General features: G+C 69.5%; 23 protein-coding genes. 14 read left to right on the top strand and 9 right to left on the bottom strand.

From position 1 onward, the window contains the following. Positions 1 to 23: 23 nt before the first annotated feature. On the bottom strand, positions 24 to 1,082 hold the full coding sequence (gene obgE, locus AC1RSK_RS11915; RefSeq protein WP_492907756.1) for a GTPase ObgE: 1,059 nt from the start codon (positions 1,080 to 1,082) through the stop codon (positions 24 to 26). A 122-nt stretch (positions 1,083 to 1,204) separates the two neighbouring features. Between obgE and AC1RSK_RS11910 the strand changes: the two genes are divergently transcribed. Together AC1RSK_RS11910 and AC1RSK_RS11905 are read left to right on the top strand one after the other, a co-directional pair. Continuing rightward, positions 1,205 to 2,167 carry an NAD-dependent epimerase/dehydratase family protein gene (locus tag AC1RSK_RS11910; RefSeq protein ID WP_492907755.1) on the top strand — a complete coding sequence of 321 codons (963 nt, stop codon included), beginning with the start codon at positions 1,205 to 1,207 and terminating at the stop codon, positions 2,165 to 2,167. A 67-nt stretch (positions 2,168 to 2,234) separates the two neighbouring features. After that, complete coding sequence (locus AC1RSK_RS11905) at positions 2,235 to 2,696, top strand: EF-hand domain-containing protein (RefSeq protein WP_492907754.1); 462 nt, start codon at positions 2,235 to 2,237, stop codon at positions 2,694 to 2,696. A gap of 472 nt (positions 2,697 to 3,168) precedes the next feature. Here AC1RSK_RS11905 and lepB read toward each other — a convergent pair whose 3' ends face one another. Next, positions 3,169 to 3,927, bottom strand: coding sequence for a signal peptidase I (lepB, locus tag AC1RSK_RS11900; RefSeq protein ID WP_492907753.1), 759 nt, complete (start codon positions 3,925 to 3,927; stop codon positions 3,169 to 3,171). Positions 3,928 to 4,080: 153 nt separating this feature from the next. Between lepB and AC1RSK_RS11895 the strand changes: the two genes are divergently transcribed. Continuing rightward, the gene (locus AC1RSK_RS11895; RefSeq protein ID WP_492907752.1) at positions 4,081 to 5,262 is read left to right on the top strand and encodes an MFS transporter; all 1,182 of its coding nucleotides are present in this window, start codon (positions 4,081 to 4,083) and stop codon (positions 5,260 to 5,262) included. A gap of 178 nt (positions 5,263 to 5,440) precedes the next feature. On the opposite strand, the gene ccrA is transcribed toward AC1RSK_RS11895, so the two are convergent. Next, positions 5,441 to 6,715 (bottom strand): crotonyl-CoA carboxylase/reductase, encoded by a 1,275-nt coding sequence (gene ccrA, locus AC1RSK_RS11890; protein WP_492907751.1) that lies wholly within the window; start codon positions 6,713 to 6,715, stop codon positions 5,441 to 5,443. A gap of 287 nt (positions 6,716 to 7,002) precedes the next feature. On the opposite strand from ccrA, the gene AC1RSK_RS11885 reads away from it, so the two are divergent. Continuing rightward, a complete protein-coding gene (locus tag AC1RSK_RS11885; protein WP_492907750.1) occupies positions 7,003 to 7,728 on the top strand; it encodes an enoyl-CoA hydratase/isomerase family protein in 726 nt (241 codons plus the stop codon). A 341-nt stretch (positions 7,729 to 8,069) separates the two neighbouring features. Continuing rightward, positions 8,070 to 10,058 carry a methylmalonyl-CoA mutase family protein gene (locus tag AC1RSK_RS11880; RefSeq protein WP_492907749.1) on the top strand — a complete coding sequence of 663 codons (1,989 nt, stop codon included), beginning with the start codon at positions 8,070 to 8,072 and terminating at the stop codon, positions 10,056 to 10,058. Here AC1RSK_RS11880 and AC1RSK_RS11875 read toward each other — a convergent pair. Next, the gene (locus AC1RSK_RS11875; protein ID WP_492907748.1) at positions 10,055 to 11,458 is read right to left on the bottom strand and encodes an MFS transporter; all 1,404 of its coding nucleotides are present in this window, start codon (positions 11,456 to 11,458) and stop codon (positions 10,055 to 10,057) included. The two genes, AC1RSK_RS11880 and AC1RSK_RS11875, sit on opposite strands and share 4 nt — an antisense overlap. An 85-nt stretch (positions 11,459 to 11,543) precedes the next feature. On the opposite strand from AC1RSK_RS11875, the gene AC1RSK_RS11870 reads away from it, so the two are divergent. The 4 genes from AC1RSK_RS11870 to AC1RSK_RS11855 all read left to right on the top strand — a co-directional run bounded on the left by AC1RSK_RS11870 (position 11,544) and on the right by AC1RSK_RS11855 (position 15,226). Further along, a complete protein-coding gene (locus AC1RSK_RS11870; RefSeq protein ID WP_492907747.1) occupies positions 11,544 to 12,281 on the top strand; it encodes an extensin-like domain-containing protein in 738 nt (245 codons plus the stop codon). 83 nt (positions 12,282 to 12,364) lie between these two features. Continuing rightward, positions 12,365 to 13,123 (top strand): extensin-like domain-containing protein, encoded by a 759-nt coding sequence (locus tag AC1RSK_RS11865; protein ID WP_492907746.1) that lies wholly within the window; start codon positions 12,365 to 12,367, stop codon positions 13,121 to 13,123. Positions 13,124 to 13,241: 118 nt separating this feature from the next. Beyond that, positions 13,242 to 14,390 (top strand): alpha-L-fucosidase, encoded by a 1,149-nt coding sequence (locus AC1RSK_RS11860; RefSeq protein WP_492907745.1) that lies wholly within the window; start codon positions 13,242 to 13,244, stop codon positions 14,388 to 14,390. 62 nt (positions 14,391 to 14,452) lie between these two features. Further along, the gene (locus AC1RSK_RS11855) at positions 14,453 to 15,226 is read left to right on the top strand and encodes an SDR family oxidoreductase (protein ID WP_492907744.1); all 774 of its coding nucleotides are present in this window, start codon (positions 14,453 to 14,455) and stop codon (positions 15,224 to 15,226) included. Between the two features lie 134 nt (positions 15,227 to 15,360). Here AC1RSK_RS11855 and AC1RSK_RS11850 read toward each other — a convergent pair whose 3' ends face one another. Next, positions 15,361 to 16,515, bottom strand: coding sequence for an aminotransferase (locus AC1RSK_RS11850; protein ID WP_492907743.1), 1,155 nt, complete (start codon positions 16,513 to 16,515; stop codon positions 15,361 to 15,363). 40 nt (positions 16,516 to 16,555) lie between these two features. Between AC1RSK_RS11850 and AC1RSK_RS11845 the strand changes: the two genes are divergently transcribed. After that, positions 16,556 to 17,035 carry a GNAT family N-acetyltransferase gene (locus AC1RSK_RS11845; protein WP_492907742.1) on the top strand — a complete coding sequence of 160 codons (480 nt, stop codon included), beginning with the start codon at positions 16,556 to 16,558 and terminating at the stop codon, positions 17,033 to 17,035. A gap of 69 nt (positions 17,036 to 17,104) precedes the next feature. On the opposite strand, the gene AC1RSK_RS11840 is transcribed toward AC1RSK_RS11845, so the two are convergent. Both AC1RSK_RS11840 and AC1RSK_RS11835 read right to left on the bottom strand, forming a co-directional pair. After that, positions 17,105 to 17,581, bottom strand: a complete 477-nt coding sequence (locus AC1RSK_RS11840; protein ID WP_492907741.1) for an RcnB family protein — start codon at positions 17,579 to 17,581, stop codon at positions 17,105 to 17,107. A gap of 99 nt (positions 17,582 to 17,680) precedes the next feature. Further along, positions 17,681 to 18,298 carry a DUF938 domain-containing protein gene (locus AC1RSK_RS11835; protein ID WP_492907740.1) on the bottom strand — a complete coding sequence of 206 codons (618 nt, stop codon included), beginning with the start codon at positions 18,296 to 18,298 and terminating at the stop codon, positions 17,681 to 17,683. A gap of 289 nt (positions 18,299 to 18,587) precedes the next feature. Here AC1RSK_RS11835 and AC1RSK_RS11830 point away from each other — a divergent pair, with 289 nt between their 5' ends. From AC1RSK_RS11830 to bchE, 3 genes are all read left to right on the top strand, one after another. Beyond that, positions 18,588 to 19,361 (top strand): ATP-binding cassette domain-containing protein, encoded by a 774-nt coding sequence (locus AC1RSK_RS11830; protein ID WP_492907739.1) that lies wholly within the window; start codon positions 18,588 to 18,590, stop codon positions 19,359 to 19,361. After that, positions 19,358 to 20,911, top strand: a complete 1,554-nt coding sequence (locus AC1RSK_RS11825; RefSeq protein ID WP_492907738.1) for a glycine betaine ABC transporter substrate-binding protein — start codon at positions 19,358 to 19,360, stop codon at positions 20,909 to 20,911. The genes AC1RSK_RS11830 and AC1RSK_RS11825 overlap by 4 nt, the downstream gene beginning before the upstream one ends. 90 nt (positions 20,912 to 21,001) lie before the next feature. Then, positions 21,002 to 22,579, top strand: coding sequence for a magnesium-protoporphyrin IX monomethyl ester anaerobic oxidative cyclase (gene bchE, locus AC1RSK_RS11820; protein WP_492907737.1), 1,578 nt, complete (start codon positions 21,002 to 21,004; stop codon positions 22,577 to 22,579). Positions 22,580 to 22,664: 85 nt separating this feature from the next. Here bchE and typA read toward each other — a convergent pair whose 3' ends face one another. Both typA and AC1RSK_RS11810 read right to left on the bottom strand, forming a co-directional pair. Then, a complete protein-coding gene (gene typA / locus AC1RSK_RS11815; RefSeq protein WP_492907736.1) occupies positions 22,665 to 24,497 on the bottom strand; it encodes a translational GTPase TypA in 1,833 nt (610 codons plus the stop codon). A gap of 218 nt (positions 24,498 to 24,715) precedes the next feature. Next, positions 24,716 to 25,009, bottom strand: coding sequence for a hypothetical protein (locus AC1RSK_RS11810; protein ID WP_492907735.1), 294 nt, complete (start codon positions 25,007 to 25,009; stop codon positions 24,716 to 24,718). Positions 25,010 to 25,132: 123 nt separating this feature from the next. On the opposite strand from AC1RSK_RS11810, the gene AC1RSK_RS11805 reads away from it, so the two are divergent. Further along, a complete protein-coding gene (locus AC1RSK_RS11805) occupies positions 25,133 to 26,572 on the top strand; it encodes a DUF1254 domain-containing protein (protein ID WP_492907734.1) in 1,440 nt (479 codons plus the stop codon). Positions 26,573 to 26,583 lie beyond the last annotated feature (11 nt).

Genomic DNA, 26,583 nt, shown 5'->3' with positions numbered 1-26,583 from the left:
CCCGAAACTCTTGAGCCGCGACCCTAGACCGGCGACCAGGGCGCATCGATGGCGGCGGAATCGTCATCGTCGTCTTCGAAGATCTCGCCGCGCTCGCGCCGCACCATCCGCCAGCACTCGCGCAGGATCTCCCGCACGTTCTGGCCCGAGACGCCCGACACCGTGCGCGGGGTGATCCCCGTCGCCTCGCGGAACTCCTCGACCCGCCAGCCGGCGGTCTCGGCGTCGACCGCGTCGATCTTGCTCAGCGCCACGATCTCGTTGCGCTCGGCCAGGCCTTCGCCATAGGCCGCCAGCTCGGCCCGCACCGTCTTCCAGGCCCCGACGATGTCGTCCTGGGTGATGTCGACCAGATGGATCAGCACGGCGGTGCGCTCCACGTGGCCGAGGAAGCGGGTGCCCAGCCCCTGGCCCTCCGAGGCGCCCTCGATCAGCCCGGGAATGTCGGCCAGCACGAACCGCTCGCCGACGCTCAGGTCGACCATGCCGAGGTTGGGGGCCAGGGTGGTGAAGGGATAGTCGGCGATCTTCGGCTTGGCGGCGCTGGCGGCGGCCAGGAAGGTCGACTTGCCGGCATTTGGCAATCCCACCAGGCCCGCGTCGGCGATCAGCTTCAGCCGCAGCCAGATGGTCTTTTCCTCGCCCTCCTGGCCGGGGTTGGCGTGCTTGGGGGCCTGGTTGATCGGACCCTTGAAGCGGTCGTTGCCCCAGCCGCCGTTGCCGCCCTTGGCCAGCAGGACGCGCATCCCCGCCTCGTCCATGTCGGCGATCAGGGTTTCCTTGTCCTCTTCGAGGATCTGGGTGCCGACCGGCACCTTCAGCACCACGTCGTCGCCGGCGTGGCCGTGACGGTTGCGGCCCATGCCGTGGATGCCGGTGCCGGCCTTGAAATGCTGCTGGTAGCGGTAATCGATCAGGGTGTTCAGACCCTCCACCGCCTCGACCCAGACATCGCCGCCGCGCCCGCCGTCACCGCCGTCGGGGCCGCCGTATTCGATGTACTTCTCGCGCCGGAACGACACAGCGCCGCCGCCGCCGTTGCCGGAGCGGATATAGATCTTGCACTGGTCGAGAAACTTCATGGGTCGGCTTATGTAATCAAAGGGGGGGGTGATCGGTGGTGGGGGCGAGCCCTTAGCACAAGTTTGCCGGAAACGCGCGGGTTGGTCTTTCGCCTCGCCCGCCGGCCTTCTACCGTCCGCCGATGCGCGTCCTCCTGACAGGCTCCTCCGGCTGGCTCGGCCGCTTCCTGGCCCCGCTGCTGCGACAGGCCGGCCATACGGTCGTCGGCCTCGACGTGGCGCCCGGCCCCGACACCGACGTGGTCGGCAGCGTCGCCGACCGGGCCCTGGTCGAGCGGGTCTTCGCCGAGCAGGCCATCACCGCCGTCATCCACGGCGGCGCCCTGCACAAGCCCGACATCGTCCGCTTTCGGCCTGAGGCCTTCATCGACGTCAACGTCACCGGCACGCTCAACCTCCTGCAGGCGGCGACGGCGGCCGGGGCCGACCGCTTCGTCTTCACCTCGACCACCTCGCTGATGATCTCCCAGGCCATCCGCGACGAGGCCGGCGAGGCCGCCGTCTGGCTCGATGAGGCCACCGGCCCGCTGGCCCCGCGCAACATCTACGGCGTCACCAAGCTGGCGGCGGAGGGCCTCTGCCGCATCCAGGCCGCCGAGCACGGCCTGCCGTGCGTGGTCCTGCGCACCAGCCGTTTCTTCCCGGAGGACGACGACACCCACGCCCACCCCTCCGGCCCCAACCTCAAGGCCAACGAACTGCTGCACCGCCGCCTGACGGTCCAGGACGCCGCCCGCGCCCACCTCCAGGCCCTGGAACGGGCCCCGGCCCTCGGCTTCGACAGCTTCATCGTCTCGGCCCCGACCCCGTTCGCCCGCGGGGACGCCGCCGAGCTGAAGCGCGACGCCGCCGCCGTCGTCGCCCGCTATTTCCCGGGGGCCGCCGCGCTCTACGCCCGCCACGGCTGGGCCCTGCCGGCCAGCATCGGCCGCGTCTACGACTCCGCCCGCTCGCAGGCGGTGCTCGGCCTGGACTACGAGACCGACTTCGCCGCCGTGCTGACCGCCCTGCGCGAGGGGACCGAGCTGCCCTTCGCCCACGACCCGGCCTATGTCTCGCCCCACCAGCGGGGCGGGGTTTCATGACCAATTAGACATTGGCGTCGCGGCCAGAACCGGTGTTTCTGGCGGGGTTGAACCCGAAGAGACGCCCATGACCCGGCCCCCGAAAAAGAGCGAAAGCCTGGAGATCCGTCTCCCCTATGAGACCAAGACCGCCTTCATGGATCGCTGCCGCCAGGACGGCGTCACCGCCAGCCAGGCCCTGCGCGCCGACATCGAGGCCCGCCTGAGCCGCAAGGCCACGGCCCCCTGGAAACGCCTTCGCGCCCTCGTCGGCGCGGCGGTGATCCTCGGTGTCGGGGCCAGCGCGCTGCCGTCACTCGCCGCCGCCGTCGCCGGCCCCAGCTTCGCCAGCCTCGACAAGGACCGCGACGGCGCCCTGGCCTTCCGCGAGTTCGCCGCCGCCCCGGTGCGCATCGAGGCCGGCGGCCTGAAGTTCACCGCCGACCCGGCCCTGCGCCGCCAGCTGCAACGCCGGGCCTTCGACAGTTGCGACGCCAACCACGACGGCGTGCTGAGCCCAGCGGAGTTTCACCGGGGGGCTGAGGCCTGACGTTGTCGAAGCGGTCAACGACTATACCACGCTCCACGCCTGGGAAGATGGTCGATAGCGGCAAGTCGCTGATTTAGTGTGATAATTCGGTTGCGGTCGGCGCTGTGAAGGTTGGCGCCGGCGTTGACAGGGCGTCGGCGCCGGGGCGGGGAATGTTGACAGGTTGGTGAGGTCTGGATGCCTACGCCGCCGGGCAGAGGGGACACATTGAATTGCCGTTCACCGTCGAAGCGGGCGTTGCCGCCGGCGCTTGCGGCAATTCAAAGTGTCCCCGCTTCCTCCAAGATGAATATGTCTAGACATATTGTTTGAGGCTCAGGTCTGACCCCACCCAATATGTCATCCTCCGGCCGCGCAGCGGACCGGGGGACCCATGCCGGCTCTTGAAAGACTCCCGGCAATTTTCACGCGGACAGTTGGGTCCCCCGGTCGCCCTGCGGGCGCCGGAGGATGACAGTCTAGGGTTGGGCGATCAGCGGATCGGCTTGAAGAACCGGTCCCATTGCAGGTCCAGCCAGGTCCAGGGCTTCAACAGCCCGGCGCCCGGATTCCACGAGATCAGCACCCGGTCCGCCCGCCCGACGATGTCCTGCGCCGCCACGAAGCCGACCCCGCCCGCCTGCGTCGGCCAGCGGCTGTCCAGCGAGTTGTCGCGGTTGTCGCCCATCATGAAATAGCTCCCGGCCGGCACGACATAGACCTCGGTGTGGTCCCCCGGCCCGTCGCCGCGATCGAAGGTGGCGTAGGTCCGCCCGTCCGGCAGCCGCTCGTCGAAGCGCAGCGGATGGACGTCCGGATCGTCCTTGTCGACCGCCGGCCCTTTTCCCTCACGCGGGATGGCCACGCCGTTCACCGACACCACCCCGCCGGTGACCCGCACCCGGTCGCCGGGCAGGCCGACGACCCGCTTGATCAGCGTCTTGCCGGCGTCCCGGCTGTCGCGGAACACCACCACCTCGCCGCGCTTCGGCCCGCTGCCCAGCACCCGCCCCTCGAACAGCGGCGGCGCGAAGGGGATGGAGGCCCGGCTCCAGCCGTAGGCGAACTTCGACACCACGATGTAGTCGCCGGTCACCAGCCCCGGCTCCATCGACGAGGAGGGGATGGTGTAGGGCTGCCAGGCGACAATGCGGAACACCAGCGCCAGGCCGAGGGCGATGGCGACGGTGCGCAGGATGTCGAGGGCTTCGGCCAGCAGGGTGGGCTTGGGGTCTTCGGCGGCGTCGGTCATGGGGGCTCCGGGATGAGGCGGCCAGCAGAGCCGCCGCGCCGATCGAAGGCGAGCGGAGAGGCGTCCGGACGGCCGTCAAATCCTGTCCGGACACCGTCGCGGCCCACCTTGTTCCTGCCCGCGATTGTGCCAGTCTCCGGCGGGGAGACCTTCATGACCAAATCACCCGCGCCCTGGATCGCCATCGGCCTGTGCCTGCTGGCCGCCATGCTGGAGGGCTTCGATATCGCCTCCATGGGGGTGGCGGCGCCGAAGATGCTTCCCGACCTCGGCCTGTCGCCCGGCGAGGCCGGGGCGGCGTTCAGCGCCAGTCCGCTGGGCCTGTTCGTCGGCGCCCTGATGGCCGGGCCGTTCGCCGACCGGCTGGGGCGAAAGCCGGTGCTGCTGGCCTCGGTGGTCATCTACGGCCTGTTCAGCCTGGCCACCGCCTGGGTCCCGAACCTGGACGTGCTGCTGGTCATCCGCTTCCTGTGCGGCCTCGGCCTCGGCGGCGCCATGCCGATGCTGCTGGCCATGTCTTCGGAACTGGCCGGGGAGCGCCGCAAGGCCCTGACCGTCGGCCTGGTCACCGCCGGCATGCCGCTGGGCGGCGCGCTGGTCAGCCTGCTGGCGCGGAGCGACGCCGCCCAGGCCGACTGGCGGCTGATCTTCCTGGTCGGTGGCGGCGCGCCGCTCGCCCTGGCGGTGCTGCTGGCCCTGTTCCTGCCGGAAACCAAGGCCAAGTCGGCCGACGACGTGCTGACCGGCGATTCCCTGCATGCCCTGTTCGGCCGTGAGCGGCTGGCGACCACGGCCAGCCTGTGGATCAGCTTCGCGGCCATCGGCCTGGTGCTGCACCTGCTCCTCAACTGGCTGCCGAGCCTGCTCAGCCATCGCGGCGTGGCGGGGCCGGACATCGGCGGCGTCATGATCCTGTTCAACGTCGGCGGGGCGCTGGGCGGCCTGTTCGCCGGCTGGGCCATCGACCGGATGGGGGCCAGGCGGCCGTTCCTGGGCATCTTCACCCTGCTGATGGTGACGCTGTTCGCCATGGCCGGCCTGACGGGGGTGTCGGGACTGGCGCTGTTCGGCTTCGGGGCCGGCTTCCTGATCATGGCCGGCCAGTTCGGCCTCTACGCCCTGGCCCCGCAGCACTATGGCGAGAAGGTGCGCGGCGTTGGAGTCGGCGCGGCGGTCTCGGCCGGCCGCCTCGGCTCGGTGTTCGGACCGCTGGTCGGCGGAACCCTGCTCAGCCTGGGCGCGACCAGCGGCGACGTGGTGATGTCGACCGTACCCATCGTCGCCGTCGGCGGCTTGGCGGCATTGGCGCTGACGGTGTGGGGGAAGAAGGCTTGACCGCTGTCGCGCGCTCCCTCCCCTTTATGGGGAGGGTGTCACGCGTAGCGTGACGGGTGGGGAAGTCGGAGGCAGCGCGCCAATCCTTGAAGGTTGGCGCCCTATGATTTTCGCACCCCACCCTGCGAGGCTAAAGCCTCGCTGTCCCTCCCCATAAAGGGGAGGGAGGGCGCTCGCCCTAAAGCGTCCCGCTCAGCTCCTGCACCTCTTCAAACGTCCGCAACCCCGGCTTCTGGGCGCAGACCAGCACGCCCATGTTCCCGGGCAGGTGCTTGTTGTCGAGCATCTTCTCGTGCGCCGCCGGGATGTCGTCCCAGGGGAAGACCTCCGACAGGCAGGGGTCGATGCGCCGGTCGATGACCAGCTGGTTGGCCGCCGCGGCCTGCATCAGGTTGGCGAAGTGGCTGCCCTGCACCCGCTTCTGGCGCATCCACAGGAAGCGGGCGTCCATGGTCAGGTTGTAGCCGCTGGTGCCGGCGCAGATGGCCACCATGCCGCCGCGCTTCACCAGGAAGACCGAGACCGGGAAAGTCGCCTCGCCGGGGTGTTCGAAGACCATGTCGACGTCGCGATTGCCGGTGATCTGCCAAATGGCTTTGCCGAACTTGCGGCACTCCTTCATGTAGTCGCCGAACTCCGGCCCGTTGACCGTCGGCAGCTGGCCCCAGCAGTTGAAGTCGTTGCGGTTCAGCACCGCCTTGGCGCCCTGGCTCAGGACGTAGTCGACCTTGTCCTCGCTGGAGACGACGCCGATGGCGTTGGCCCCGGTCACCGCGGCCAGCTGCACGGCGAAGACGCCCAGGCCCCCCGACGCGCCCCAGACCAGCACGTTCTGGCCGGGCTTCAGCTCATGCGGCTTGTGGCCGAACAGCATGCGGTAGGCGGTGGCCAGGGTCAGGGTGTAGCAGGCGGCCTCTTCCCAGGTCAGGTGCTTGGGCCGCGGCATCAGCTGGCGCGACTGCACCCGGCAGAACTGGGCGAAGCTGCCGTCCGGCGTCTCATAGCCCCAGATGCGCTGGCTGGCCGAGAACATCGGGTCGCCGCCGTTGCATTCCTCGTCGTCGCCGTCGTCCTGGTTACAGTGGATGACGACCTCGTCGCCGACCTTCCAGCGCCGCACCTTGGCGCCGACCTTCCAGACCACGCCCGAGGCGTCCGACCCGGCGACGTGATAGGCCAGCTTGTGGACGTCGAGCACGCTCATCGGCTCGCCCAGCGCCGCCCAGACGCCGTTGTAATTGACCCCGGCGGCCATCACCAGGACCAGCACCTCGTCCTCGCCGACCTCCCAGGTGTCGACCACCTCGACCTGCATGGCCGTGGCCGGGCGGCCGTGCCGCTCCTTGCGGACGGTCCAGGCATACATCTTCGCGGGCACATGGCCGAGCGGCGGGATCTCGCCGATCTCGTACAGGTCCTTGAGCGCGGTCTTCTCGAGGGTCTCGGTGGTCATCGGCGGCTCTCGCGGCGTTCAGTGTTGCAATGCGGCAGTCCCCACGCCCGTTCCAGGCGCGCCCGCGGGACGTTGTGGCGCCTCCCCTTGCGGGAGGGCCGCTCGTCCCGTCAGACCGGCGTCTGCGCGCAAGGATTTGCCCACGCGGGCGTCGTTTGCGGCATCACCGGGGCAGGATCGTGTGACAGGTCCACGGCACTGGCAAGCAGATTCTTGTGCGGCGCAGCATCGCGGGTGGGGCGAGGCCGGATTTACAGACCCGCGATGGGGCCGCATGGATGGCGCCCATGGTCCTGCACATCTCCCGCCCCTCGCCCGCCGTCGTCCTGCTGGAGATGGACCAGCCACCGGTCAATGCGCTCAGCATGGCGGCCCGGGCCGAGCTGGCGGCGGCGCTGGACGGGGCCGACGCCGACCTTGCGGTGCGCTGCATCGTCCTGACCGGCCGGGGCCAGGCCTTCTGCGCCGGCGACGACCTGATCGAGGCGGCCGGGCGCGGTCCCGCCGGCCTGGAGGCGGTGCACCATTTCAACGGCCTGATGGCCCGCGTCGAGGCGGCCCGGGTCCCGGTCATCGCCGCCATCAACGGCTTCTGCCTGGGCGGCGGCCTCGAACTGGCCCTCAGCTGCGACATCCGCCTCGCCAGTCCCGACGCCCTGTTCACCGCCTCCGGCGTCAACGTCGGCCTGATGGCGTCGGTCAAGCGCCTGCCGCGCCTGATCGGCGAAGGCCCGGCCAAGGCCATGCTGCTGAGCGGCGCGCCGGTCGACGCCGAGACCGCCCTGATCCGAGGCCTGGTCACCGGCCTGCACCGGGCGGTGGTCAAGGACGCCCTGACTCTGGCCGACCGCATCGCCTCCCGCGCGCCCCTGTCGGTCGAAGCCGTCAAACGCGTCGTCGGCCGCCCCTTCGACGAACGGGCCGAACTGGCCGCCCTGTTCCACAGCGAGGACCACCAGTCGGCCCTGGCGGCCTTCTCGCGCAAACAAACGCCGACCTTCACGAGGCGCTAGACGCCGGGGACTGGTTGTCCGCATCCCCGCCCTCAAAGACCCAGGCGCCGCCTCGTCCCGGACAACCTGTCCCCGACAGGCCACCGGCCCAGCCTCACCCCAGATCCTCCCGGCCCTTTCGAGCGACGCGGGGCATGGCTAGGTTCCACGTTGGAACAATCAGAGAACATTGGTTGGCCGTGGCCGTGGGTGTCAAGCGCTCACGCCGGTGGCCCGTCGGGGACAGGTTGTCCGGGACAGGCTGGCGTCTGGGCCTGGGAAGGCGAGGGACGCGGACAACCAGTCCCCACAGACGGCGCCAATATTGCGCTGCAACACGGAGAGGCCCATCATTGCCGCCGATGACCGACACCCCCTTCCAGCACGCCCCCGACGCCCCCTGGATCTTCCGCACCTATGCGGGCCACTCGACGGCGGCCAAGTCGAACGCCCTCTATCGGCGCAACCTCAGCGCCGGGCAGACGGGGCTGTCGGTGGCCTTCGACCTGCCGACCCAGACCGGCTACGACGCCGACCACATCCTGGCGCGGGGCGAGGTCGGCAAGGTCGGGGTGCCGGTCGGCCATCTGGGCGACATGCGGACCCTGTTCGAGGCGATCCCGCTGGACCGCATGAACACCTCGATGACCATCAACGCCCCGGCCGCCTGGCTGCTGGCCATGTACGTGGCGCTGGCCGACGAGCAGGGGGCGGACCGGGGCAAGCTGCAGGGCACGACGCAGAACGACCTGATCAAGGAATACCTGTCCCGCGGCACCTACATCTTCCCGCCCGAGCCCAGCCTGAAGCTGATCGGCGACATGGTGGCCTGGTGTTACCGCGAGACGCCCAAGTGGAATCCGATCAACGTCTGCAGCTACCACCTGCAGGAGGCCGGGGCGACGCCGGAGCAGGAGCTGGCCTACGCCCTGGCCACCGCCATCTCGGTGCTCGATACGGTGCGGGCCGGCGGCCAGGTGCCGGAGGCCGACTTCGAGATCGTCTGTTCCCGGATCAGTTTCTTCGTCAACGCCGGCGTTCGCTTCGTCACCGAGCTGTGCAAGATGCGCAGCTTCACCGCCCTGTGGGACGAGATCCTGAAAGACCGCTACGGCGTTCAGGACCCCAAGGCCCGGCGCTTCCGCTACGGGGTGCAGGTCAACAGCCTGGGCCTCACCGAGCAGCAGCCGGAGAACAATCCCTACCGCATCCTGCTGGAAGCCCTGGCCGTCACCCTCAGCAAGGACGCCCGCTGCCGCGCCCTGCAGCTGCCGGCCTGGAACGAGGCGCTGGGCCTGCCCCGGCCCTGGGACCAGCAGTGGAGCCTGCGCATGCAGCAGGTGCTGGCCTACGAGACCGACCTGCTGGAATACGAGGACCTGTTCGCCGGCAGCCATGTGGTCGAGGCCAAGGTCAGCGAACTGAAGGCCGGCGCCCTGGCCGAACTGGCCAGGATCGACGCCATGGGCGGGGCCTCGGCGGCCATCGGCTACATGAAGGAGCAGCTGGTCAGGTCCAACGCCGACCGCTTCCGCGGCATCGAGACCGGCGAGATGACCGTGGTTGGCGTCAACCGCTGGACCGATACCGAGGAGAGCCCCCTGTCGGCCGGCGAGGGCTCCATCGAGACCGTCGATCCGCGCCTAGAGGCCGAGGTGGTCGGCAAGCTGAAAGCCTGGCGGACGCAGCGCGACCAGGCCGCCGCTGACGAAGCGCTCCGTATACTGAAGGAAACCGCCGCCGAGGGCCGCAACGTCATGGAGGCCTCCATCGCCGCCGCCCGGGCCGGGGTCACCACCGGCGAATGGAGCTTCGCCCTGCGCGAGGTGTTCGGCGAATACCGGGGACCGACCGGTGTGGCCATGACGGTGTCGACCGGCGAGGCGGAGGACATCGAGGCGGTGAAGGCTGAGGTGGCCCGCGTCTCGGTCGTGCTCGGCCGGCCCCTGACCTACCTGATCGGCAAGCCCGGCCTCGACGGCCACAGCAACGGCGCCGAGCAGATCGCCACCCGGGCCCGCGCCGTCGGCATGGACGTGGTCTACGACGGCATCCGCTCGACCCCCGAAGAGATCGTCGCCAGCGCCCGGGCCTCCAACGCCCACGTCGTCGGCCTCTCCATCCTCTCGGGCTCGCACCTCGACCTGGTGCAGGAGGTCGTGCGGCTGATGCGGGCCGAGGGCCTGGGCGACATCCCCGTCGTCGTCGGCGGCATCATCCCGCCGGAGGACGCCCTGGTCCTGAAGCAGATGGGGGTGCGGCGGGTCTATACGCCCAAGGACTTCAAGCTGACCGAGATCATGGGCGATGTGGTCAAGGTGGTGGAGGAGAGCGTGCTGGCGAGCGCCTAGCGCCCCAGCCGCCAGGCCGCCCACCAGCCGACCAGCGCCACCGGCAGGAAGGTCGCGAACAGCCAGAAGCCGCCCACCGCCGCCGACGGCCCAACGCCCTCGGCGAACCCCAGGGCGTTGGCCACCGCGCCGGCCGCGGCGGACCCGACGGCTCCGCCGATCAGCTGGGCGGTCGGCACCGCCGAGGAGGCCAGGGCCTGCTGTTCCTCGTCGAGGCCGGACAGGATACGGCGCGTGGCGAAGGCCCAGCAGAGGCCAAAACCCGCCCCCACCGTCGCCATGCCCGCCGCCGCCGACCACAGCCCGCCCAGCGGCAGGGCCCAGGTGCTGAACAGGGCCCCGGCCAGGATGACGCTGGCCCCCAGGCGGATCATCAGCCCGTCGCGGTTCTGCACCCCGGCGACCAGCAGGGCCAGGATGGTCCAGCCGGCGGCCACGGCGGTGACCACATAGCCGGCGACCAGGGGCGAGGCCCCATGGACGCCCTGGACCAGGGCCGGGCCGTAGACGGTGAAGGCGATCAGCGCCGTCTCGAACCCGAAGATCATCAGGTAACCCATGGCCGCCGGGGTTCGCGGATCGCCGATGGCGCGCGGCAGCAGGGCCCCGTGCGTGGCGCCGTTGACGGCGATCATCCAGGCCAGGGCGGCCAGCCCCGCCAGGCCCAGAAGCCCGGCCAGCCAGGGCGAGCCGGTGACCCCGGCCAGGGCGATCAGCACCACCGAGACGGTCAGCCCGGCCAGCTGGGCCCAGGCGATCGGCGGTCCGTCCGGCTGGGCCTCGCGCCTTGGCTGGCGGGCGATCATGGCCAGGGCGGCGCCGACGAAGATCAGCCCCTGGATGGCGAAGAACCAGAAGGCCCAGCGCCACAGGCCCACCCCGGCGAACAGCCCGCCGATCAGCGGTCCCAGCACGGTGGCGACGCCCCAGACCCCGGCGATGGCCCCGAACACCCGCGCCCACAGCCGTTCGGGAAACAGGGCGGTGGTGGCCACATAACAGAGGGCCATGATGGCGCCGGCCCCGAGGCCCTGCAGCAGCCGTCCGGCCACGAAGGTCAGGAAGGTCGGAGCCAGGGCGCTGGCGGCGCAGCCGGCGGCGTAGAGGATGGCCGAGACCACCAGAGCTCCGCGCAGGCCCAGCCGCAGGCTGAGCCGGCCTGAGGCCGCGCCCGACAGGATCGAGGCCAGCAGGAAGGCGGCCACGCTCCAGGCGAAATAGCGGAAGCCGCCGATGTCCTGGGCGATGCTGGGGGTGATGGTCACTGTCACCAGGCTGTCGGCCGCGTTCAGCCAGACCCCCAGGCAGAGGAACAGGAACCGGGTCAGGTACTGCGGCGCCAGGATCTCGCGCCAGCCGGGGGCGGCGGTCTGGTCGGCGGGCGCGGGATCGGACGTCATGCCCCCACTTGGGCAGCCCTTGTCCGAGGGTCAAGCGGCGCGGCGTCTCCAACAAACCTGCACATCGTGCGATCTAGTCTGCCCCATGCCCTTGCGCCTGCCGTCCCTGCCGCCCGTCACGCCCCGCCAGCGCAGGCTGGCGGCCGTCGGCGCGACGGGGCTGGAACTGGTGCTGGCGGCCCTGCTGCTGCTGGTCTTCGTCGACCGCAACGCCGCGCCGCAGGACCTGCCCTGGAAGCCCTTCTCGATGAGCCAGCCGATCGGCCTGGCCACATCCTGGAAGCTGGCCCGGATCGGCGCCGATCCGGCCCTATGCCGGCAAACGCTGGACGACGCCGGCCTGACCTTCGTCGAGGCGCCGGATCGCAGCCAGGGCTTCTGCTCGACCGCCAACAGCCTGCGCCTGGCCGACCCGGCCTTGCGGCCGCGCGGGCCGGTGATGCGCTGCGACCTGGCCCTGAACTACGCCGTCTGGCGCCACCATGTGGTTGAGCCCGCCGCCCGCCGGACCCTTGGCGCGGACCTGGCGCGCATCGAACATGTCGGGACCTACGCCTGCCGCACCATGTACAGCCGCGAAGGGGCCCGGCCGAGCAGCCACGCCACCGCCTCGGCCCTGGACGTCATCGGCTTTCGGCTGCAGGGCGGCGGCCATGTCTCGGTGCGGCGCGACTACCGCGATCCGGGGCCGAAGGGCGCGTTCCTGAGAGAGGTGAAGAAGGGCGGCTGCCGCCTCTTCGGCACCACCCTCAGCCCCGACTACAACGCCGCCCACGCCGATCACTTCCATCTGGACATGGGCCATTGGAAAATCTGCCGCTGATTGCGGGAGGGTGAACGGCGTTCCCGGTCATGCTATGGCCGCCTTCGCCGTTAACCCTTGCCCCCACCCCCTCACACGTTCCTATGGCCGCCTACCGCGTACCGCATCCGGACAAGCCGCATATCGCCCACCACGCCCGTCGCCAGACCCTGGCGGCGCGGATCGTCGGGTTCGTGCTGCTGTGGGTGCTGGTCGGGATCATGGGCCTGGTCGCCGACCGCGCCATTCCGGGCCAGCACCTGCCGTGGAAGAAGCTGACCCTGGTCGACCCGGTCGGCGCCGCCACCAAGGTCAAGGCCGCCCGCGCTGGGGCCGACCCGGCCGCCTGCCGCGCCATCCTGCTGGCGGGCGGCATCGACTATGCCGAGACGCCGGCCAGCAGCAATAACTGGTGCGTGGTCAAGGACGCCCTGCAGATCCGCTCGGGCATGGCCCCGCTGAAGCCCGCCGACGCTTCGATGACCTGCAAGGAGGCCCTGGCGGTCGCCCTGTGGGAGCGGCAGGTGGTGCAGACCGCCGCCTTCGCCGAGTTCGACCAGGCGGTGGTCGGCATCGACCACTACGGCAGCTACAGCTGCCGGCGCATCTATGGCCAGACCGAAGGCCCGGTCAGCGAGCACGCCCTGGCCAACGCCATCGACATCGCCGGCTTCCGCTTCGCCGACGGCACGGTGGTCAGCGTGCAGAACGACTGGAACGACCCGGGCCCCAAGGGCCGCTTCCTGCACCAGGTGCGCGACGGGGCCTGCAAGGTGTTCCTCACCGTCCTCAGCCCCGACTACAACGCCGAGCACGCCAACCACTTCCACCTCGACATGGGCGGCTGGCCCAAATGCGCCTGACGGCGAATTTTTTCGGCCCCTGGACGCTGGGGAACCCGGCCGGCCCGGATTGTCGTCCTCCGTTTCGCTGCCTAGGCTGACCTCGAAGGCGGGCGCCAGACCTGCGCGGGAGGACGACGTGGCCGATTTCAGCGCCTTCAAGGATCGGCCCACGCCGGCCTGGTACGCCGAGCCGCAGTTCGGCGTCTTCATCCATTGGGGCATCTTCTCCGTTCCGGCCTTCGCGCCGCCGGGCCGTTCGCTCACCCAGCTGTTTGAGACCGACTACGACGAGGCCTTCGTCCTCGGCCCCTACGCCGAATGGTACGCCAACGCCCAGCGCGACCCGGCCAGCCCGACGGCCAAACGCCATGCGGCGCTGTACGGCGACGCCCCCTACGACGCCTTCCGGGCCCCCTTCGAAGAGGCCGCCCGGGCCTTCGACGCCGAGGCCTGGGCCGACCTCTTCGCCGCCGCCGGGGCGCGATACGTGGTCTTCGTCACCAAGCATCACGACGGCTACTGCCTGTGGCCGACCGATGTGCCCAACCCCTGGAAGCCCGGCTGGAACAGCCAGCGCGACTTCGTCGGCGAGCTGGCCGCGGCAGTGCGGGCGCGAGGCATGCGCTTTGGGCTCTATTACTCGGGCGGCCTCGACTGGACGGCCCATCCCCGCCTGATCCGCAACATGGGCGAGATGTTCGCCGCCGTGCCAACGGGCGACGCCTACCGCGCCTACGCCGCCGCCCAGGTCCGCGAACTGATCGACCGCTACCAGCCCTCGGTGCTGTGGAACGACATCGCCTGGCCGAGCGACGAGGACCTGCCGGACCTCTTCGCCCACTACTACGCGGTCGTCCCCGACGGGGTGGTCAACGACCGCTGGCTGGGGATCGCGCCGCTGTTCGAGAGCCTGCGCGACCCGGCCAATTGCGCCGCCTTCAACACAAGGCTCAAGGAGCGCATCGCCAAGCTCGGCGTCCATTTCGACGGCGGTTCGACGCCGCCGCACTGCGATTTCCGCACGGTCGAGTACGGCTCGGGCGACCACCTCAAGGGGGTGAAGTGGGAGTCGACCCGGGGTTTGGGCCTCGCCTTCGGCTACAACGAAGCAGAGCCGACCGGCGACTACATGACCGGCCAGGACGTCGCCGACCTGTTCGCGCAGGTGAAGGCCGGCGGCGGCAACCTGCTGCTCAACGTCGGCCCGCGCGCCGACGGCTCCATACCCGAAGTTCAATCGAAGGCGCTGCTCGACTTTTCGCGCCTCGCCTTTGGGCGCGCTTGACGTAACGCCAGCTTCGCCGCAGTTTGCGGCAACTTCAAACAAACGTTTAAGGGAAACGCGCCATGGCTGCTGAAGGCACGCTGTTCGACCTGACCGGCAAGGTCGCCGTCATCACCGGCTCTTCGCGGGGCATCGGCAAGGCCATCGCAGAGCGCATGGCCCAGCACGGCGCCAAGGTGACCATCTCCTCGCGCAAGGCCGGCCCCTGCGAGGAAGTCGCCGCCGAGATCAACGCCAAGCACCCGGGCGCCGCCATCGCCGTGCCGGCCAACATCTCCTCCAAGGAAGACCTGCAGCGCCTGGTCGACGAGACCCGCAAGGCCTTCGGCAAGGTGGATATCGTCGTCTGCAACGCCGCGTCGAACCCCTACTATGGTCCCCTGGCCGGCATCGAGGACGACCAGTTCCGCAAGATTCTCGAGAACAACGTCATCGCCAACCACTGGCTGATCAGCATGGTCGTGCCCGAGATGATCGAGCGCAAAGCCGGGTCGGTGATCATCGTTTCCAGCATCGGCGGCCTGCGCGGCAGCCCGGTGATCGGCGCCTACAACGTCTCCAAGGCGGCCGACTTCCAGCTGGCCCGGAATCTCGCCCATGAGTACGGCCCGCATGGCGTGCGGGTGAACTGCATCGCGCCCGGGCTGGTGAAGACCGACTTCGCCAAGGCCCTGTGGTCCAACCCCGAGACCCTGCGCCGGGCGACCGACCCGGTGCCGCTGCGCCGGATCGGCGAGCCGGACGAGATTGCCGGGGCGGCCGTCTACCTGGCTTCGGACGCCGGGAGCTTCATGACCGGCCAGGCGCTGGTCGTGGACGGCGGGGCGACGATTTAATCACCCCACACTCCGACTATCCCGACGAAAGTCGGGACCCAGTGTCCACAGTCAATGAAGGGCCGGCTCTGATCAGCGCCGGCCCTTTTTGCATCCTGCCAGCTGGGCCCCGACTTTCGTCGGGGTAATCGGAGTTATGGGTTTAGCGCCCGCGCAAGCCGCTCGATCCCTGCATCCAGCGTCTCGTCGCGCTTGGCGAAGCACAGGCGGATGAGGTGGGTTGGGGCGTCGGTCTCATAGAAGGCCGAGATCGGGATCGCCGCGATGCCGTATTCCTTCACGGCCCGCAGGCAGAACTCAGCGTCCGGCTCATCGATGCCTGAAGCGGCCAGATCGACATTGAGGAAATAGGTGCCCGCCGCCGGCAGCACCTTATACCCGCCCGCCGCCAGCCCGTCGGCCAGCCGGTCGCGCGACCGCTGCAGGTCCAGCGGCATGGTCGCGAACCAGTCCGGACTGTTGTCCAACCCCCAGGCCACGGCCGCCTGCAGGTTGGGCGGTGTCGTGAAGGTCAGGAACTGATGCGCCCCGGCCAGGGCCTTCATCAGCGGCGGGGCGGCGCAGAGGAAGCCGACCTTCCAGCCGGTCATGGCGAACATCTTGCCGGCCGAACCGATCTTCACCGTCCGCTGGCGCATGCCGGGGAAGGCCATCAGCGGCCTGAACACCCGGCCGTCGAAGGCGATCTGCTCCCAGACCTCGTCGCAGATGGCGATGGCGTCGTGGGCGACGCAGAATTCGGCCAGCAGGGCCAAATCCTCGTCGGCCCACAGGGTGGCGGCCGGATTGACCGGGTTGTTGAGCACCACCAGCTTGGTCCGGGAACTGAACACCGTCTCCAGCATGGCCCGGTCGATGCGGAAGTGGGGCGGCTGCAAGGTCGCCAGCTTCGGAATGCCGCCGCAGCGCCGCACCATCGGCAGGTAGGCGTCGTACAGCGGCTGGAACAGCACCACCTCGTCGCCCGGCGAGATCAGCGACAGGAAGGCCGCCGCCAGCGCCTCGGTCGCGCCCGAGGTGACGGTGACCTCGGTCAGGCCGTCGAGGTCGAGCCCCTGGAATTTCGCATAATGCCGCGCCGCCGCCTCGCGCAGCTCAGCCAGCCCCCGCATCGGCGGATACTGGTTGTAGCCGTGCACCGCCTCCCAGGCCGCCTTCTCCCGCACGGCCAGCGGGCCGGGCTCGTCGGGAAACCCCTGGCCGAGGTTGATGGCGCCGGTGTCGCGCGCCAGGCCGCTCATCACCTCGAAGATGGTGGTCGGCAGGTCGGCGTAGACGGGATGGACCACGGGGGCGCTCCAAATCTTGCAAGCGGCGCGGACGGCGCCCATGCTTCATGCCATGCGCATCGTCGATTTCGAACCCCGTCACGCCGCCGCCTGGAAATCCCTCAACGAGGCCTGGATCACCCGCCACTTCGCCCTGGAGCCCAGCGACCTGGAGGTGCTGGACGATCCGGTCGGCAAGGTGCTGGAGGCCGGCGGCCGCATCTTCATGGCCGAGGACGAGGCCGGGCGGCCGATCGGCTGCGTCGGCCTGAAGGTGGTGCCGGCCGAGCATGGCGGCGGCTTCGAAGTCATCAAGATGACCGTCGATGAGGCGGCGCGCGGCACGGGTCTTGGCCGGGCCCTGATGCAGGCCTGTATCGACGGGGCGGCGGCGATGGGAGCGCGGCGGCTCTATCTGGAAACCAATTCGGCCCTGGGGCCGGCGATCGGCCTCTACCGCGCCATGGGCTTCGCCGACCTGCCCCGGCAGGAGACACCCTATCAGCGCTGCGACGTCTGGATGGCGCGGCCCCTACCCTAGAGATCGGGCCGAAACGTAAAACGCCCCCGGAGATGGCTCTCCGGGGGCGTCTTTACGCATCGACTTGAACTAGTCGAACAGGTTGAACACCACCGAGGCGATCAGGCCCGTGGCGATGGCCGTCAGGATGACGTCGTCGCCGTGACGGTAGTAGCCGTAGCCGCGCGGGGGCGGGGGCAGGCGGTAGGCGCGGTAGTCGACGTAGTAGCCGCGATCGCGGTAGGCCGGCGGCAGGTACTGGCCACGCGACCAGCGACGGTGCGCCTGGTAGCCGCGCGGGGCGTTGTAGCGGCCGTTGTGGTAGCGGCGCTCGGCGCGACGTTCCCAGCGGCTCTCGCGGCGGTCGTCCCGGCGGTCGTAGCGGTCGTCGCGACGGTCATCGCGGCTCTCGTAACGGTCATCCCGGCGCTCGTCGCGGCGGTCGTAGCGGTCGTCACGACGTTCGTCGCGGCGCTCGTAACCACCACCGCTGTAGGGCTGGGCCGCGGCGGCGCCGGCGGAACCCAGGACCGACAGCGCGACGGCGGCGATCAGGAACTTCTTCATGGTCTCAAATCTCCCCGGCGGGTGGCTCGGACCATCCGTGGCCCCGACGTTGGAGACCTTATGAGGGGCGCCGCTTGAGCCTAGTCTGAACGGCGATGGTCATCTGCCGTTCATGTTCGCCAACCGGCGGAAGACCAGGCTGAGATTGTTGGCCGGCATGGCGACGCGAGTTTCGAGGGCCAGGCCGTGGGTGGCGGCCAGGGCTTCCAGGTCCTCGCGGCGGCGGATGCCCCAGGCCGGGTTGCGGCTCTTGAGGCTGGCGTCGAAGGCGAGGTTCGAGGGCGCGGTTTCGACGGCGTCCTCCAGGTAGGGGCCGTAGGTGAAGAGGACGCCGTGGGCCGGCAGCAGGCGCCCGGCGCCGGCGAACAGGCCCTGCGTCGCCGTCCAGGGCGAGATGTGGATCATGTTGATGCAGACGATGGCGTCGGCCGCCTGGACCGGCCAGGTGTCGGGCCGGCTGGCGTCCAGTTCGAGCGGGGCCAGCAGGTTGGGCGGTCCCTCCTGTTCGCGCCAGGCGGCGATGCTGGCCAGGGCCTGCGGGTCGGGATCGCTCGGTTGCCAGGTCAGGCCCGGCAGGTGGGTCGCCATGTGCAGCGCGTGCTCGCCGGCTCCGGAGGCGATCTCCAGGACCAGGCCGGTTGCGGGCAGATGCTGGCGCAGGACGTCGAGGATGGCGTCTTTGTTGCGGGCGGTGGCCGGGGAGGAGAGGGCGGTCATGCGCTGACACTAGCGGGGTTCGCGAGGGTCCGCTCCCCGCCTTGGGGCGGGGTGGCCTTCGCGAGCGCTGCAAGCGAGCGAAACCGGGGCGGGACTTCCACCGGCGGTCGCGAAGGGCGACCGCCGCCGCCAGCGTGAAAGGGAACACACCAATCCCCACCGCCGGCGGGCCCGCCTCCTGGTCCGTCGCTCACGCTCCGAACCGTCCTCCGCCCAGAGGGCGGAGAGCGAAAAATCCCTCTGCCTGCCGCCCTCTATGCAAAGCCGCCCGTCGCTATACCCTGCCGCCATGGCCGCGCCGCTCATCCAGTTCCAGGACGTCTCCAAGCTCTACGCCGGCCAGGCCGCCGTCGACGGGGTGAGCCTCGACATCCCCGCCGGCCAGTTCGTCGCCGTGGTCGGCGCCTCCGGTTCGGGCAAGACCACCCTGACCAAGATGGTCAACCGCCTGGCCGAGCCCTCGTCCGGCCAGGTCCTGGTCGAAGGCGCCGACGTCGCCGACCAGGATCCCGTCCAGCTGCGCCGGCGGATCGGCTATGTCTTCCAGGGCGTCGGGCTGTTTCCGCACCTGACGGTCGGTGAGAACATCGCCATCACCCCGCGCCTGCTCAAATGGCCCGGGCCTGACATCGCCGCCCGCGTCGCCGAACTTCTGGGCCTCGTCGACCTGCCCCAGGCCTACGCCGCCCGCCTGCCGGACCAGCTGTCCGGCGGCGAGCGCCAGCGGGTCGGGGTGGCCCGGGCCCTGGCCGCGCGGCCGGCCATCCTGCTGATGGACGAGCCGTTCGGGGCGCTCGATCCGATCACCCGCGAGGCCCTCGGCCGCGCCGCGCGCGACCTGCATGACAGGCTGGCCCTCACCACCCTGATGGTCACCCACGACGTGCAGGAGGCCCTGCTGCTGGCCGACCGTATCCTGGTCATGGCCGGCGGCAGGCTGCTGGCCGACGCCAGCCCGCGGGAGCTGCTGGCCGGTCATGCCGACCCCGCCGTCGCCGCCCTGATCGACACGCCGGCCCGTCAGGCCCGCACCCTCTCGGCCCTGATGGGAGCAGGGGCATGAGCGAGCAGACCGACGCCGCCTGGGCCCTGCTGCCCGATTATCTGTCACATCATGTGCTGCTCAGCGCCGCCGCCCTGGGCCTGGGCCTGGTCATCAGCCTGCCGCTGGCCGTGCTGGCCGCCCGCAGCCCCCTGGTCCGCTGGCCGGCCCTGACCTTCGCCGGCCTGGTGCAGACCATTCCGGGCCTGGCCCTGCTGGCCCTGTTCTACCCCCTGCTGCTGGCCCTCTCGGCGTTTACGCAGGATGCCTTCGGCTGGCGACTGCAGGCGCTGGGCTTCCTGCCGGCCCTGCTGGCCCTGACCCTCTATTCGATGCTGCCGATCCTGCGGAACGCCGTCGCCGGCCTGACCGGGGTCGATCCGGCCGTGCGCGAGGCGGCCGACGGGGTCGGCATGACGGCCGGCCAGAAGCTGTTCCAGGTCGAGGCGCCGCTGGCCGCGCCGGTGATCATGGCCGGGGTGCGCACCGCCGCCGTCTGGACCATCGGAGCGGCCACCCTGTCGACGCCGGTCGGCCAGACCAGCCTGGGCAACTACATCTTCTCCGGCCTGCAGACCGAGAACTGGGTCTTCGTGCTGTTCGGCTGCGCGGCCAGCGCCGCCCTGGCCCTGGCCGTCGACGGCCTGCTGGCCCTGGTCGAACGCGGCGTGCGCCTGCGCAAGGCCCTGCCGGTCATCGCCGGCGCCGTGCTGCTGCTGGCCGGCGTCGCGGCCGCCGCCGTTCCCAACCTGCTGCACGCGACCAAACCCACCTACGTGATCGGGGCCAAGAACTTCTCCGAGCAGTACATCCTGGCCGACCTGATCGGGACCCGGCTGACCGCCGCCGGGGCCCAGGCCGCCCACCGCGACGGCCTCGGCTCCGCCGTCGCCTTCCGGGCCCTGGAGGCCGGTGAGATCGACGTCTACGTCGACTACAGCGGCACCCTGTGGACCAACGTCATGGGCCGCAAGGACACCCCGCCGCGCGCGCAGCTGATGGCGCAGCTGACCGCCTGGATGGCCAAGGAGAAGCATGTCGTCGTTCTCGGCTCGCTCGGCTTCGAGAACGCCTATGCCCTGGCCATGGACCGCAAGCTGGCGAACTCGCTGGGCGTCGAGACCATCGCCGACCTGACCGCCCAGGCGCCGGCCCTGACGCTTGGCGGCGATCTGGAATTCCTGTCGCGGCCGGAGTGGGCGGCGATCGAGACCGCTTATGGCCTCCACTTCGGCAAGGAGAAGTCGTTCAACCCAACCTTCATGTACCGCGCCCTGGCCAGCGGCGAGGCCGACGTCATCTCGGCCTTCTCCAGCGACGGGCGGATCGCGGCGCAGGACCTGGTGGTGCTGGGCGATCCCAAGGGGGCGGTGCCGTCCTACGACGCCGTGGTGCTGATCTCGCCCAAGCGGGCCAAGGACAGACGGCTGATCGAGGCGCTGGCGCCGATGATCGGGGCCATCCCGGTCGAGGCGATGCGCAAAGCCAACTATGCCGTCGACCGCGACAAGGCCAAGCAGTCGCCGGCCCAGGCGGCGGCGGAACTGGCGGCGGCGACCAAGCTGAAGTGAGCCTCCGCGCGATCCTCACCGCCTCTGCACGGACGCCGGCCCGCGCCTGAACACGGCCGGCCCAGGGTCGCCTCGCCTTGAGGGACCCGCATGCGCATCCTGCTGATAAACATTCCGCACCCGGCCATCGGCAGTCGGATTCCCAAGGAACAGCTGCCGCCGCTGGGCCTGCTCTATGTCGGCGGCAGCCTGATAGACGACGGCCATGCGGTCGAGCTGATCGACGGCGAGCTCGGGCCCATGTCGCTGGAGGCGCTGATCGCCGAGGCCGTGCGCCGCCGGCCGGACGCGGTGCTGTTTGGCCATTCCGGCTCGTCCTCGGCCCAGCCGATCATCGCCCAGGTCGCCGCCGGGGTGCGGGCCAGGCATCCGGCGGCGCTGATCGTCTACGGCGGCGTGCATCCGACCTACCACTGGCGCGACATCCTCGGCGCCGAGCCCCAGGTCGATGTCATCGTCCGCGGCGAGGGCGAGGAAACCGCCCGCCGGCTGTTCGCCGCCATTCGCGACGGGACCGGCTTCGAACACCTCCCCGGCCTGGCCTTCCGCCGCGATGGCCGCCCCCACGCCACCCGGCCGGCCGAAACCCTCGCCGACATGGACGCCTGGCGCATCGGCTGGGAGCTGATCGACCACGCCCGCTACAGCTACTGGGGAGGCAAGCGGGCGGTGGTCATCCAGTTCTCACGGGGCTGTCCGCACCTGTGCAACTACTGCGGCCAGCGGGGCTTCTGGACCCGCTGGCGCCACCGCGACCCGGTCAAGCTGGCGGCCGAGATGGCCTGGCTGCACCGCGAGCACGGGGTGGAGGTGTTCAACTTCGCCGACGAGAACCCCAGCGCCGGTCGCAAGCCCTGGAAGGCTTTCCTGGAGGCGGTGATCGCCACCGGGATCAAGGTCACCCTGGTCGGCTCGACCCGGGCCGACGACATCGTCCGCGACGCCGATTTCCTGCATCTCTACAAACAGGCCGGGTTCGAGCGCTTCCTGATGGGGATGGAGAACACCGACGAGGCGACCCTCAAGCTGATCAAGAAGGGCGGCAGCGTCAGCGCCGACCGCGAGGCGATCCGGCTTCTGCGCCGGCACAACATCCTGTCGATGGCCACCTGGGTCGCCGGCTTCGACGACCAGACCGACGCCGACTTCTGGCGCGGCCTGAAACAGCTGATCGCCTATGACCCCGACCAGATCCAGGCCCTCTATGTGACGCCGCACCGCTGGACGCCCTACTACCGCCTCGCCGAGGACCGCCGGGTGATCCAGCCCGATCCGACCCTGTGGGACTACAAGCACCAGGTGCTGGAGATGACCCGCATGCCGGCCTGGCGGGTGCTGCTGTGGGTGAAGTTCGTGGAGATCGTCGCCCAGGCGCGGCCCAAGGCCCTGATGCGGCTGATCTGGCGCCGGGACGCGAAGATCAGGCACGCGACCCGCTGGTACTACCGCATGGGCCGGCGGGTCTGGTTCCACGAGATCTGGCGCTGGCTCGTGCATGAGCGGCGGCTGACGGAGGGGCCGACCGTGGCGCAGCTGCGCGGTGAGCTGCAGGACCATGAGGAGGAGTCGATGGCGGTGCGCAAGCGCCAGCCAGTTGCTCCCCCTCCGGGGGAGCTGTCGGCCGCGCAGCGGCTGACTGAGGGGGTCACATCCCAGGTCGGCGGGTAAACCTGTTCAGGCTGACCCGCCGGTGGGGACCCCCTCCACCATCGCTGCGCGATGGTCCCCCTCCCCCGATGGGGGAGGAACTTCGCTACTCGTCCTTCACACGCCGCTTGCGGAAGCTGGGGTTCAGCACCTTCTTGCGCAGGCGGATGTTCTTCGGGGTCACCTCGACCAGCTCGTCCTCGTCGATGTAGGCGATGGCCTGTTCGAGGGTCATGCGGCGCGGCGGGGTCAGGCGGATCGATTCGTCCTTGCCGCTGGCCCGGACGTTGGTCAGCTGCTTGGCCTTCATCGGGTTGACGTCCAGGTCGTCCATGCGGCTGTTCTCGCCGATGATCATGCCCTGGTAGGTCTTCTCGTTGCCGCCGACGAACATGGTGCCGCGCTCTTCCAGGTTCCACAGGGCATAGGCCTGAGTCTCGCCGTCGGAGTTGGAAACCAGCACGCCCTTGCGGCCACCCTCGATGGCGCCCTTGTAGCTCTCATAGTGGCTGAACACGCGGTTCAGAACGCCGGTGCCGCGGGTGTCGGTCAGGAACTCGCCCTGGTAGCCGATCAGCGAGCGCGACGGGCTCTTCAGCGTCAGGCGGGTCTTGCCGGCGCCGGACGGGCCCATGTCCTTCAACTCGGCTTTGCGGGCCGACAGCTTCTCGATGACGATGCCGCTGAACTCGTCGTCGACGTCGATCATGACGTCTTCGATGGGCTCCAGCCGCTCACCGGTTTCCTCGTCGGTCTGGAAGACCACGCGCGGACGGCTGATCGACAGTTCGAAGCCTTCGCGGCGCATGCTTTCGATCAGCACGCCCAGCTGCAGTTCGCCGCGGCCGGCGACTTCGAAGGCGTCCTTCTCGCTGGTTTCGGTGACCCGAATGGCGACGTTCTGCTCCAGCTCCTTCATCAGGCGGTCGCGGATGACCCGGCTCTGCACCTTGTCGCCTTCGCGGCCGGCCAGCGGGCTGTCGTTGACCGAGACGGTCATGGAGATGGTCGGCGGATCGATCGGCTGGGCGGGCAGGGCGTCGGTGACGTCGATGGCGCAGAGGGTGTCGGCGACGGTGGCCTTGGAGAGGCCGGCGATGGCGACGATGTCGCCGGCTTCGGCGTCGTCGACCGGCTGGCGCTTGAGGCCGCGGAAGGCCAGCACCTTGGTGATGCGGCCGCGCTCGATTTCCTTGCCGTCGCGCGACAGGGCGTGGATGGCCATGCCGGGAACGGCCTTGCCGCTCTCGATGCGGCCGGTCAGCAGGCGGCCCAGGAAGGGGTCGCTTTCGATCAGCACCGACAGGATCTGGAAGGGCTCGTCCTTGCGGGCGACGGCCTTGGGCTCGGGCACGTGGCGGACGATCAGGTCGAACAGCGGGCCCAGGTTGTCGTTGGGCTTGTCGAGATCCATCGTCGCCCAGCCGTTCTTGCCGGACGCATAGATGTGCGGGAAGTCGAGCTGCTCGTCGGTGGCGCCGATGGCGGCGAAGAGGTCGAAGGCGTCGTTCAGCACGCGGTCGGGATCGGCGTGCGGCCGGTCGACCTTGTTGAGGCAGAGGATCGGACGCAGGCCCATCTTCAGGGCCTTGCCAAGCACGAACTTGGTCTGCGGCATGACACCCTCTTCGGCGTCGACCAGCAGGACGCAGCCGTCGACCATGCCGAGGATCCGCTCCACCTCGCCGCCGAAGTCGGCGTGTCCGGGGGTGTCGATGATGTTGATGCGGGTGTCGCCCGCCTCGCCATGCCACAGCACGCTGGTGCACTTGGCCAGGATGGTGATGCCGCGCTCGCGCTCCTGGTCGTTCGAGTCCATGGCGCGCTCGGTCTGCGCCTCGTTGGCTCGGAAGATGCCGGACTGGGCGAGCAGCTGGTCGACGAGGGTCGTCTTGCCATGGTCGACGTGGGCGATAATGGCGATGTTGCGCAGGGACATGGTCAAACTTTATCGGGGGAGGAGCGTTGGGCCGCGAAGGCGCGCGCTTGTACGCGAGTGCGGCGCACAAAGCCACCCCGGGCCGACGAGGTCGCGGGTGAACCTTGTGTGCCCAGCCTGAGGCGGGTTCAAACGCTTGTATTTATTCACGGATTGGTGAATTGGGGCAGGCCCGGCCCGATTATTGTGCACCGCAATATGACAACTTCGGCACGATATCACCTTACGTTACCGGTGTTTTCTGAGGTGTGATCCAGAAAAACTTCGCTGAGGCGCACTTTTTGCCCTTGCTGTTTTGTGCGCCGCAACCTACTTTCAATTCGTGAGGCGGCCTTGCCGCCTCTGCCCTTCCTGGGCGTTTCCTCCCTAATGAACTGGCCGGGCCCTCGGGCTCGGCCGTTTTTTTTGGTCCTTTCCCCCTCGGGGAAGGTGGCGGCGGCGAAGCCGCTGACGGAAGGGGTCCGCTCCCAAGCCAGCGGCAGTCCCAGATCGTGAAAGGTTTCGGCGACCATCCGCACATCCCTGGCCTGCCGCGCTGGGCGCCCTCGTCCATGCGAGTATTTATCATGATGATCTTGCGGAATCCCGACCTGTGGGCTTATTGAAACCGTTAGGTTTCAAGTGAGCAACCCACCATGAACGTTCAATGGGCCGCCGTCGCAGTCTTCCCTGTGGTGCTCGCCAGCGCCCCCCTTGCCGCGGAGCGCCCATACCCGGCGCAGTCGGCGCCCAGCTACTCGCTGCAGGCCGTCGACCAGTTCGACCCGACGCCTGGCGGGGACGTCCTGCCCAAGGACCCAGCGGCGCGGACCAACCTCGCCCGCGCGCTGGCCACGCAGGCGGTCATCTACGGCCTGCCCAGCGTCTACCAGTATCGGGAGATGTTCGCCCAGGCGGTAGACCCCGGCGGTCCCCGCTACGTGGGCTTCAACCGGTTCGCCCACGATCGTGACCTCGCCGGACCCGACTACAGGGCGTTCAAGACGCCCAATTCCGACACGCTCTATTCCAACGCCTGGCTCGACCTGACGGCCGGGCCCGTCCTCATCGAAACGCCGGACGTGCCGCTGAAGTACTTCACGCTGAACTTCCTCGACATGTTCAGCAACGCCAGCAACATCGGCACCCGCACCTTTGGATCCAAGGCCGGCCGCTACCTGATCGCGCCGGCGGCCTGGAAAGGGGAGCCGCCCGCTGGCGTCACTCTGTTCCGGGTGGCGACGCCGCACGCCTGGATCCTGATGCGGGTCTTCGCGCAGACTCCGGCGGAGGTGGCCGTCGCGCGGGGAATCCAGGACAGCGTGAAGATCACGCCGCTGACGCCGTCGGCCAAGACCGGCGGCTATCCGCCGCCGGATGTCGGCACGGCCTTTGGGTTCCTCAAGGTGCTGGACTACGTGCTGCGGACCGACGGCCACCCCGACCAGGAGGATGCCCTCGTCTACCGCTTCCGCGCAATCGGGATCGGCGGACCGGAGCCGTTCGACCCAGCGAGCCTGGACGCGGAGACGCGCGCGGGCATGGAGGGAGGCTTCGACGACGCGATGAAGGTCATCGTCGCCTCACGCGCTCAACTCGGCACGCCAACGGGCACGGGCTGGAGCCGGGTGGAGAAGGCCCGGTACGGGTTCAACTACCTCAGCCGCGCTACGATCAACTACGTGGGTCTGGGCGCCAACGTCGACAAGGAGAACCTCTCGTTCAACACTTTCGCCGACGGCGAAGGCCGGCCGCTCGACGGTTCAAAGGGAGACTACGCGCTCTCGTTCAAGCCGCCGCCGGTCAACGCCTTCTGGTCGGTCACCCTCTATGAGGCTGAGACGTTCGCGCTCTATCCGAACGAACTGCGGCGCTACCTGATCAACGACCGGACGCCCGGCCTGAAGGTCAATCGGGATGGATCCATCGACCTGCAGATCCAGCACGCACGGCCCCGCGACGCCGCCAACTGGCTGCCCGCGCCAGACCAGCCGTTCTACCTGGTCGTTCGATCCTACCTTCCGAAGCCGGAGATGATCTCGGGTGGCTGGCGGCCGGAGCCGGTCGTCAGGCTCACCCCGAAGAGAACCCGCTGATGCGCGGGGCC

It is taken from the genome of Caulobacter sp. GW821-FHT11A05, assembly GCF_058809015.1.
This window is presented reverse-complemented; position numbering and strand designations above follow the sequence as displayed.

What these genes read in the sequence shown, in the direction of transcription:
- obgE (WP_492907756.1), bottom strand. Translation starts at nt 1,082, where the DNA reads ATGAAGTTTCTCGACCAGTGCAAGATCTATATCCGCTCCGGCAACGGC.
- AC1RSK_RS11910 (WP_492907755.1), top strand. Translation starts at nt 1,205, where the DNA reads ATGCGCGTCCTCCTGACAGGCTCCTCCGGCTGGCTCGGCCGCTTCCTG.
- AC1RSK_RS11905 (WP_492907754.1), top strand. Translation starts at nt 2,235, where the DNA reads ATGACCCGGCCCCCGAAAAAGAGCGAAAGCCTGGAGATCCGTCTCCCC.
- lepB (WP_492907753.1), bottom strand. Translation starts at nt 3,927, where the DNA reads ATGACCGACGCCGCCGAAGACCCCAAGCCCACCCTGCTGGCCGAAGCC.
- AC1RSK_RS11895 (WP_492907752.1), top strand. Translation starts at nt 4,081, where the DNA reads ATGACCAAATCACCCGCGCCCTGGATCGCCATCGGCCTGTGCCTGCTG.
- ccrA (WP_492907751.1), bottom strand. Translation starts at nt 6,715, where the DNA reads ATGACCACCGAGACCCTCGAGAAGACCGCGCTCAAGGACCTGTACGAG.
- AC1RSK_RS11885 (WP_492907750.1), top strand. Translation starts at nt 7,003, where the DNA reads ATGGTCCTGCACATCTCCCGCCCCTCGCCCGCCGTCGTCCTGCTGGAG.
- AC1RSK_RS11880 (WP_492907749.1), top strand. Translation starts at nt 8,070, where the DNA reads ATGACCGACACCCCCTTCCAGCACGCCCCCGACGCCCCCTGGATCTTC.
- AC1RSK_RS11875 (WP_492907748.1), bottom strand. Translation starts at nt 11,458, where the DNA reads ATGACGTCCGATCCCGCGCCCGCCGACCAGACCGCCGCCCCCGGCTGG.
- AC1RSK_RS11870 (WP_492907747.1), top strand. Translation starts at nt 11,544, where the DNA reads ATGCCCTTGCGCCTGCCGTCCCTGCCGCCCGTCACGCCCCGCCAGCGC.
- AC1RSK_RS11865 (WP_492907746.1), top strand. Translation starts at nt 12,365, where the DNA reads ATGGCCGCCTACCGCGTACCGCATCCGGACAAGCCGCATATCGCCCAC.
- AC1RSK_RS11855 (WP_492907744.1), top strand. Translation starts at nt 14,453, where the DNA reads ATGGCTGCTGAAGGCACGCTGTTCGACCTGACCGGCAAGGTCGCCGTC.
- AC1RSK_RS11845 (WP_492907742.1), top strand. Translation starts at nt 16,556, where the DNA reads ATGCTTCATGCCATGCGCATCGTCGATTTCGAACCCCGTCACGCCGCC.
- AC1RSK_RS11840 (WP_492907741.1), bottom strand. Translation starts at nt 17,581, where the DNA reads ATGAAGAAGTTCCTGATCGCCGCCGTCGCGCTGTCGGTCCTGGGTTCC.
- AC1RSK_RS11835 (WP_492907740.1), bottom strand. Translation starts at nt 18,298, where the DNA reads ATGACCGCCCTCTCCTCCCCGGCCACCGCCCGCAACAAAGACGCCATC.
- AC1RSK_RS11830 (WP_492907739.1), top strand. Translation starts at nt 18,588, where the DNA reads ATGGCCGCGCCGCTCATCCAGTTCCAGGACGTCTCCAAGCTCTACGCC.
- AC1RSK_RS11825 (WP_492907738.1), top strand. Translation starts at nt 19,358, where the DNA reads ATGAGCGAGCAGACCGACGCCGCCTGGGCCCTGCTGCCCGATTATCTG.
- bchE (WP_492907737.1), top strand. Translation starts at nt 21,002, where the DNA reads ATGCGCATCCTGCTGATAAACATTCCGCACCCGGCCATCGGCAGTCGG.
- typA (WP_492907736.1), bottom strand. Translation starts at nt 24,497, where the DNA reads ATGTCCCTGCGCAACATCGCCATTATCGCCCACGTCGACCATGGCAAG.
- AC1RSK_RS11810 (WP_492907735.1), bottom strand. Translation starts at nt 25,009, where the DNA reads ATGGTCGCCGAAACCTTTCACGATCTGGGACTGCCGCTGGCTTGGGAG.
- AC1RSK_RS11805 (WP_492907734.1), top strand. Translation starts at nt 25,133, where the DNA reads ATGAACGTTCAATGGGCCGCCGTCGCAGTCTTCCCTGTGGTGCTCGCC.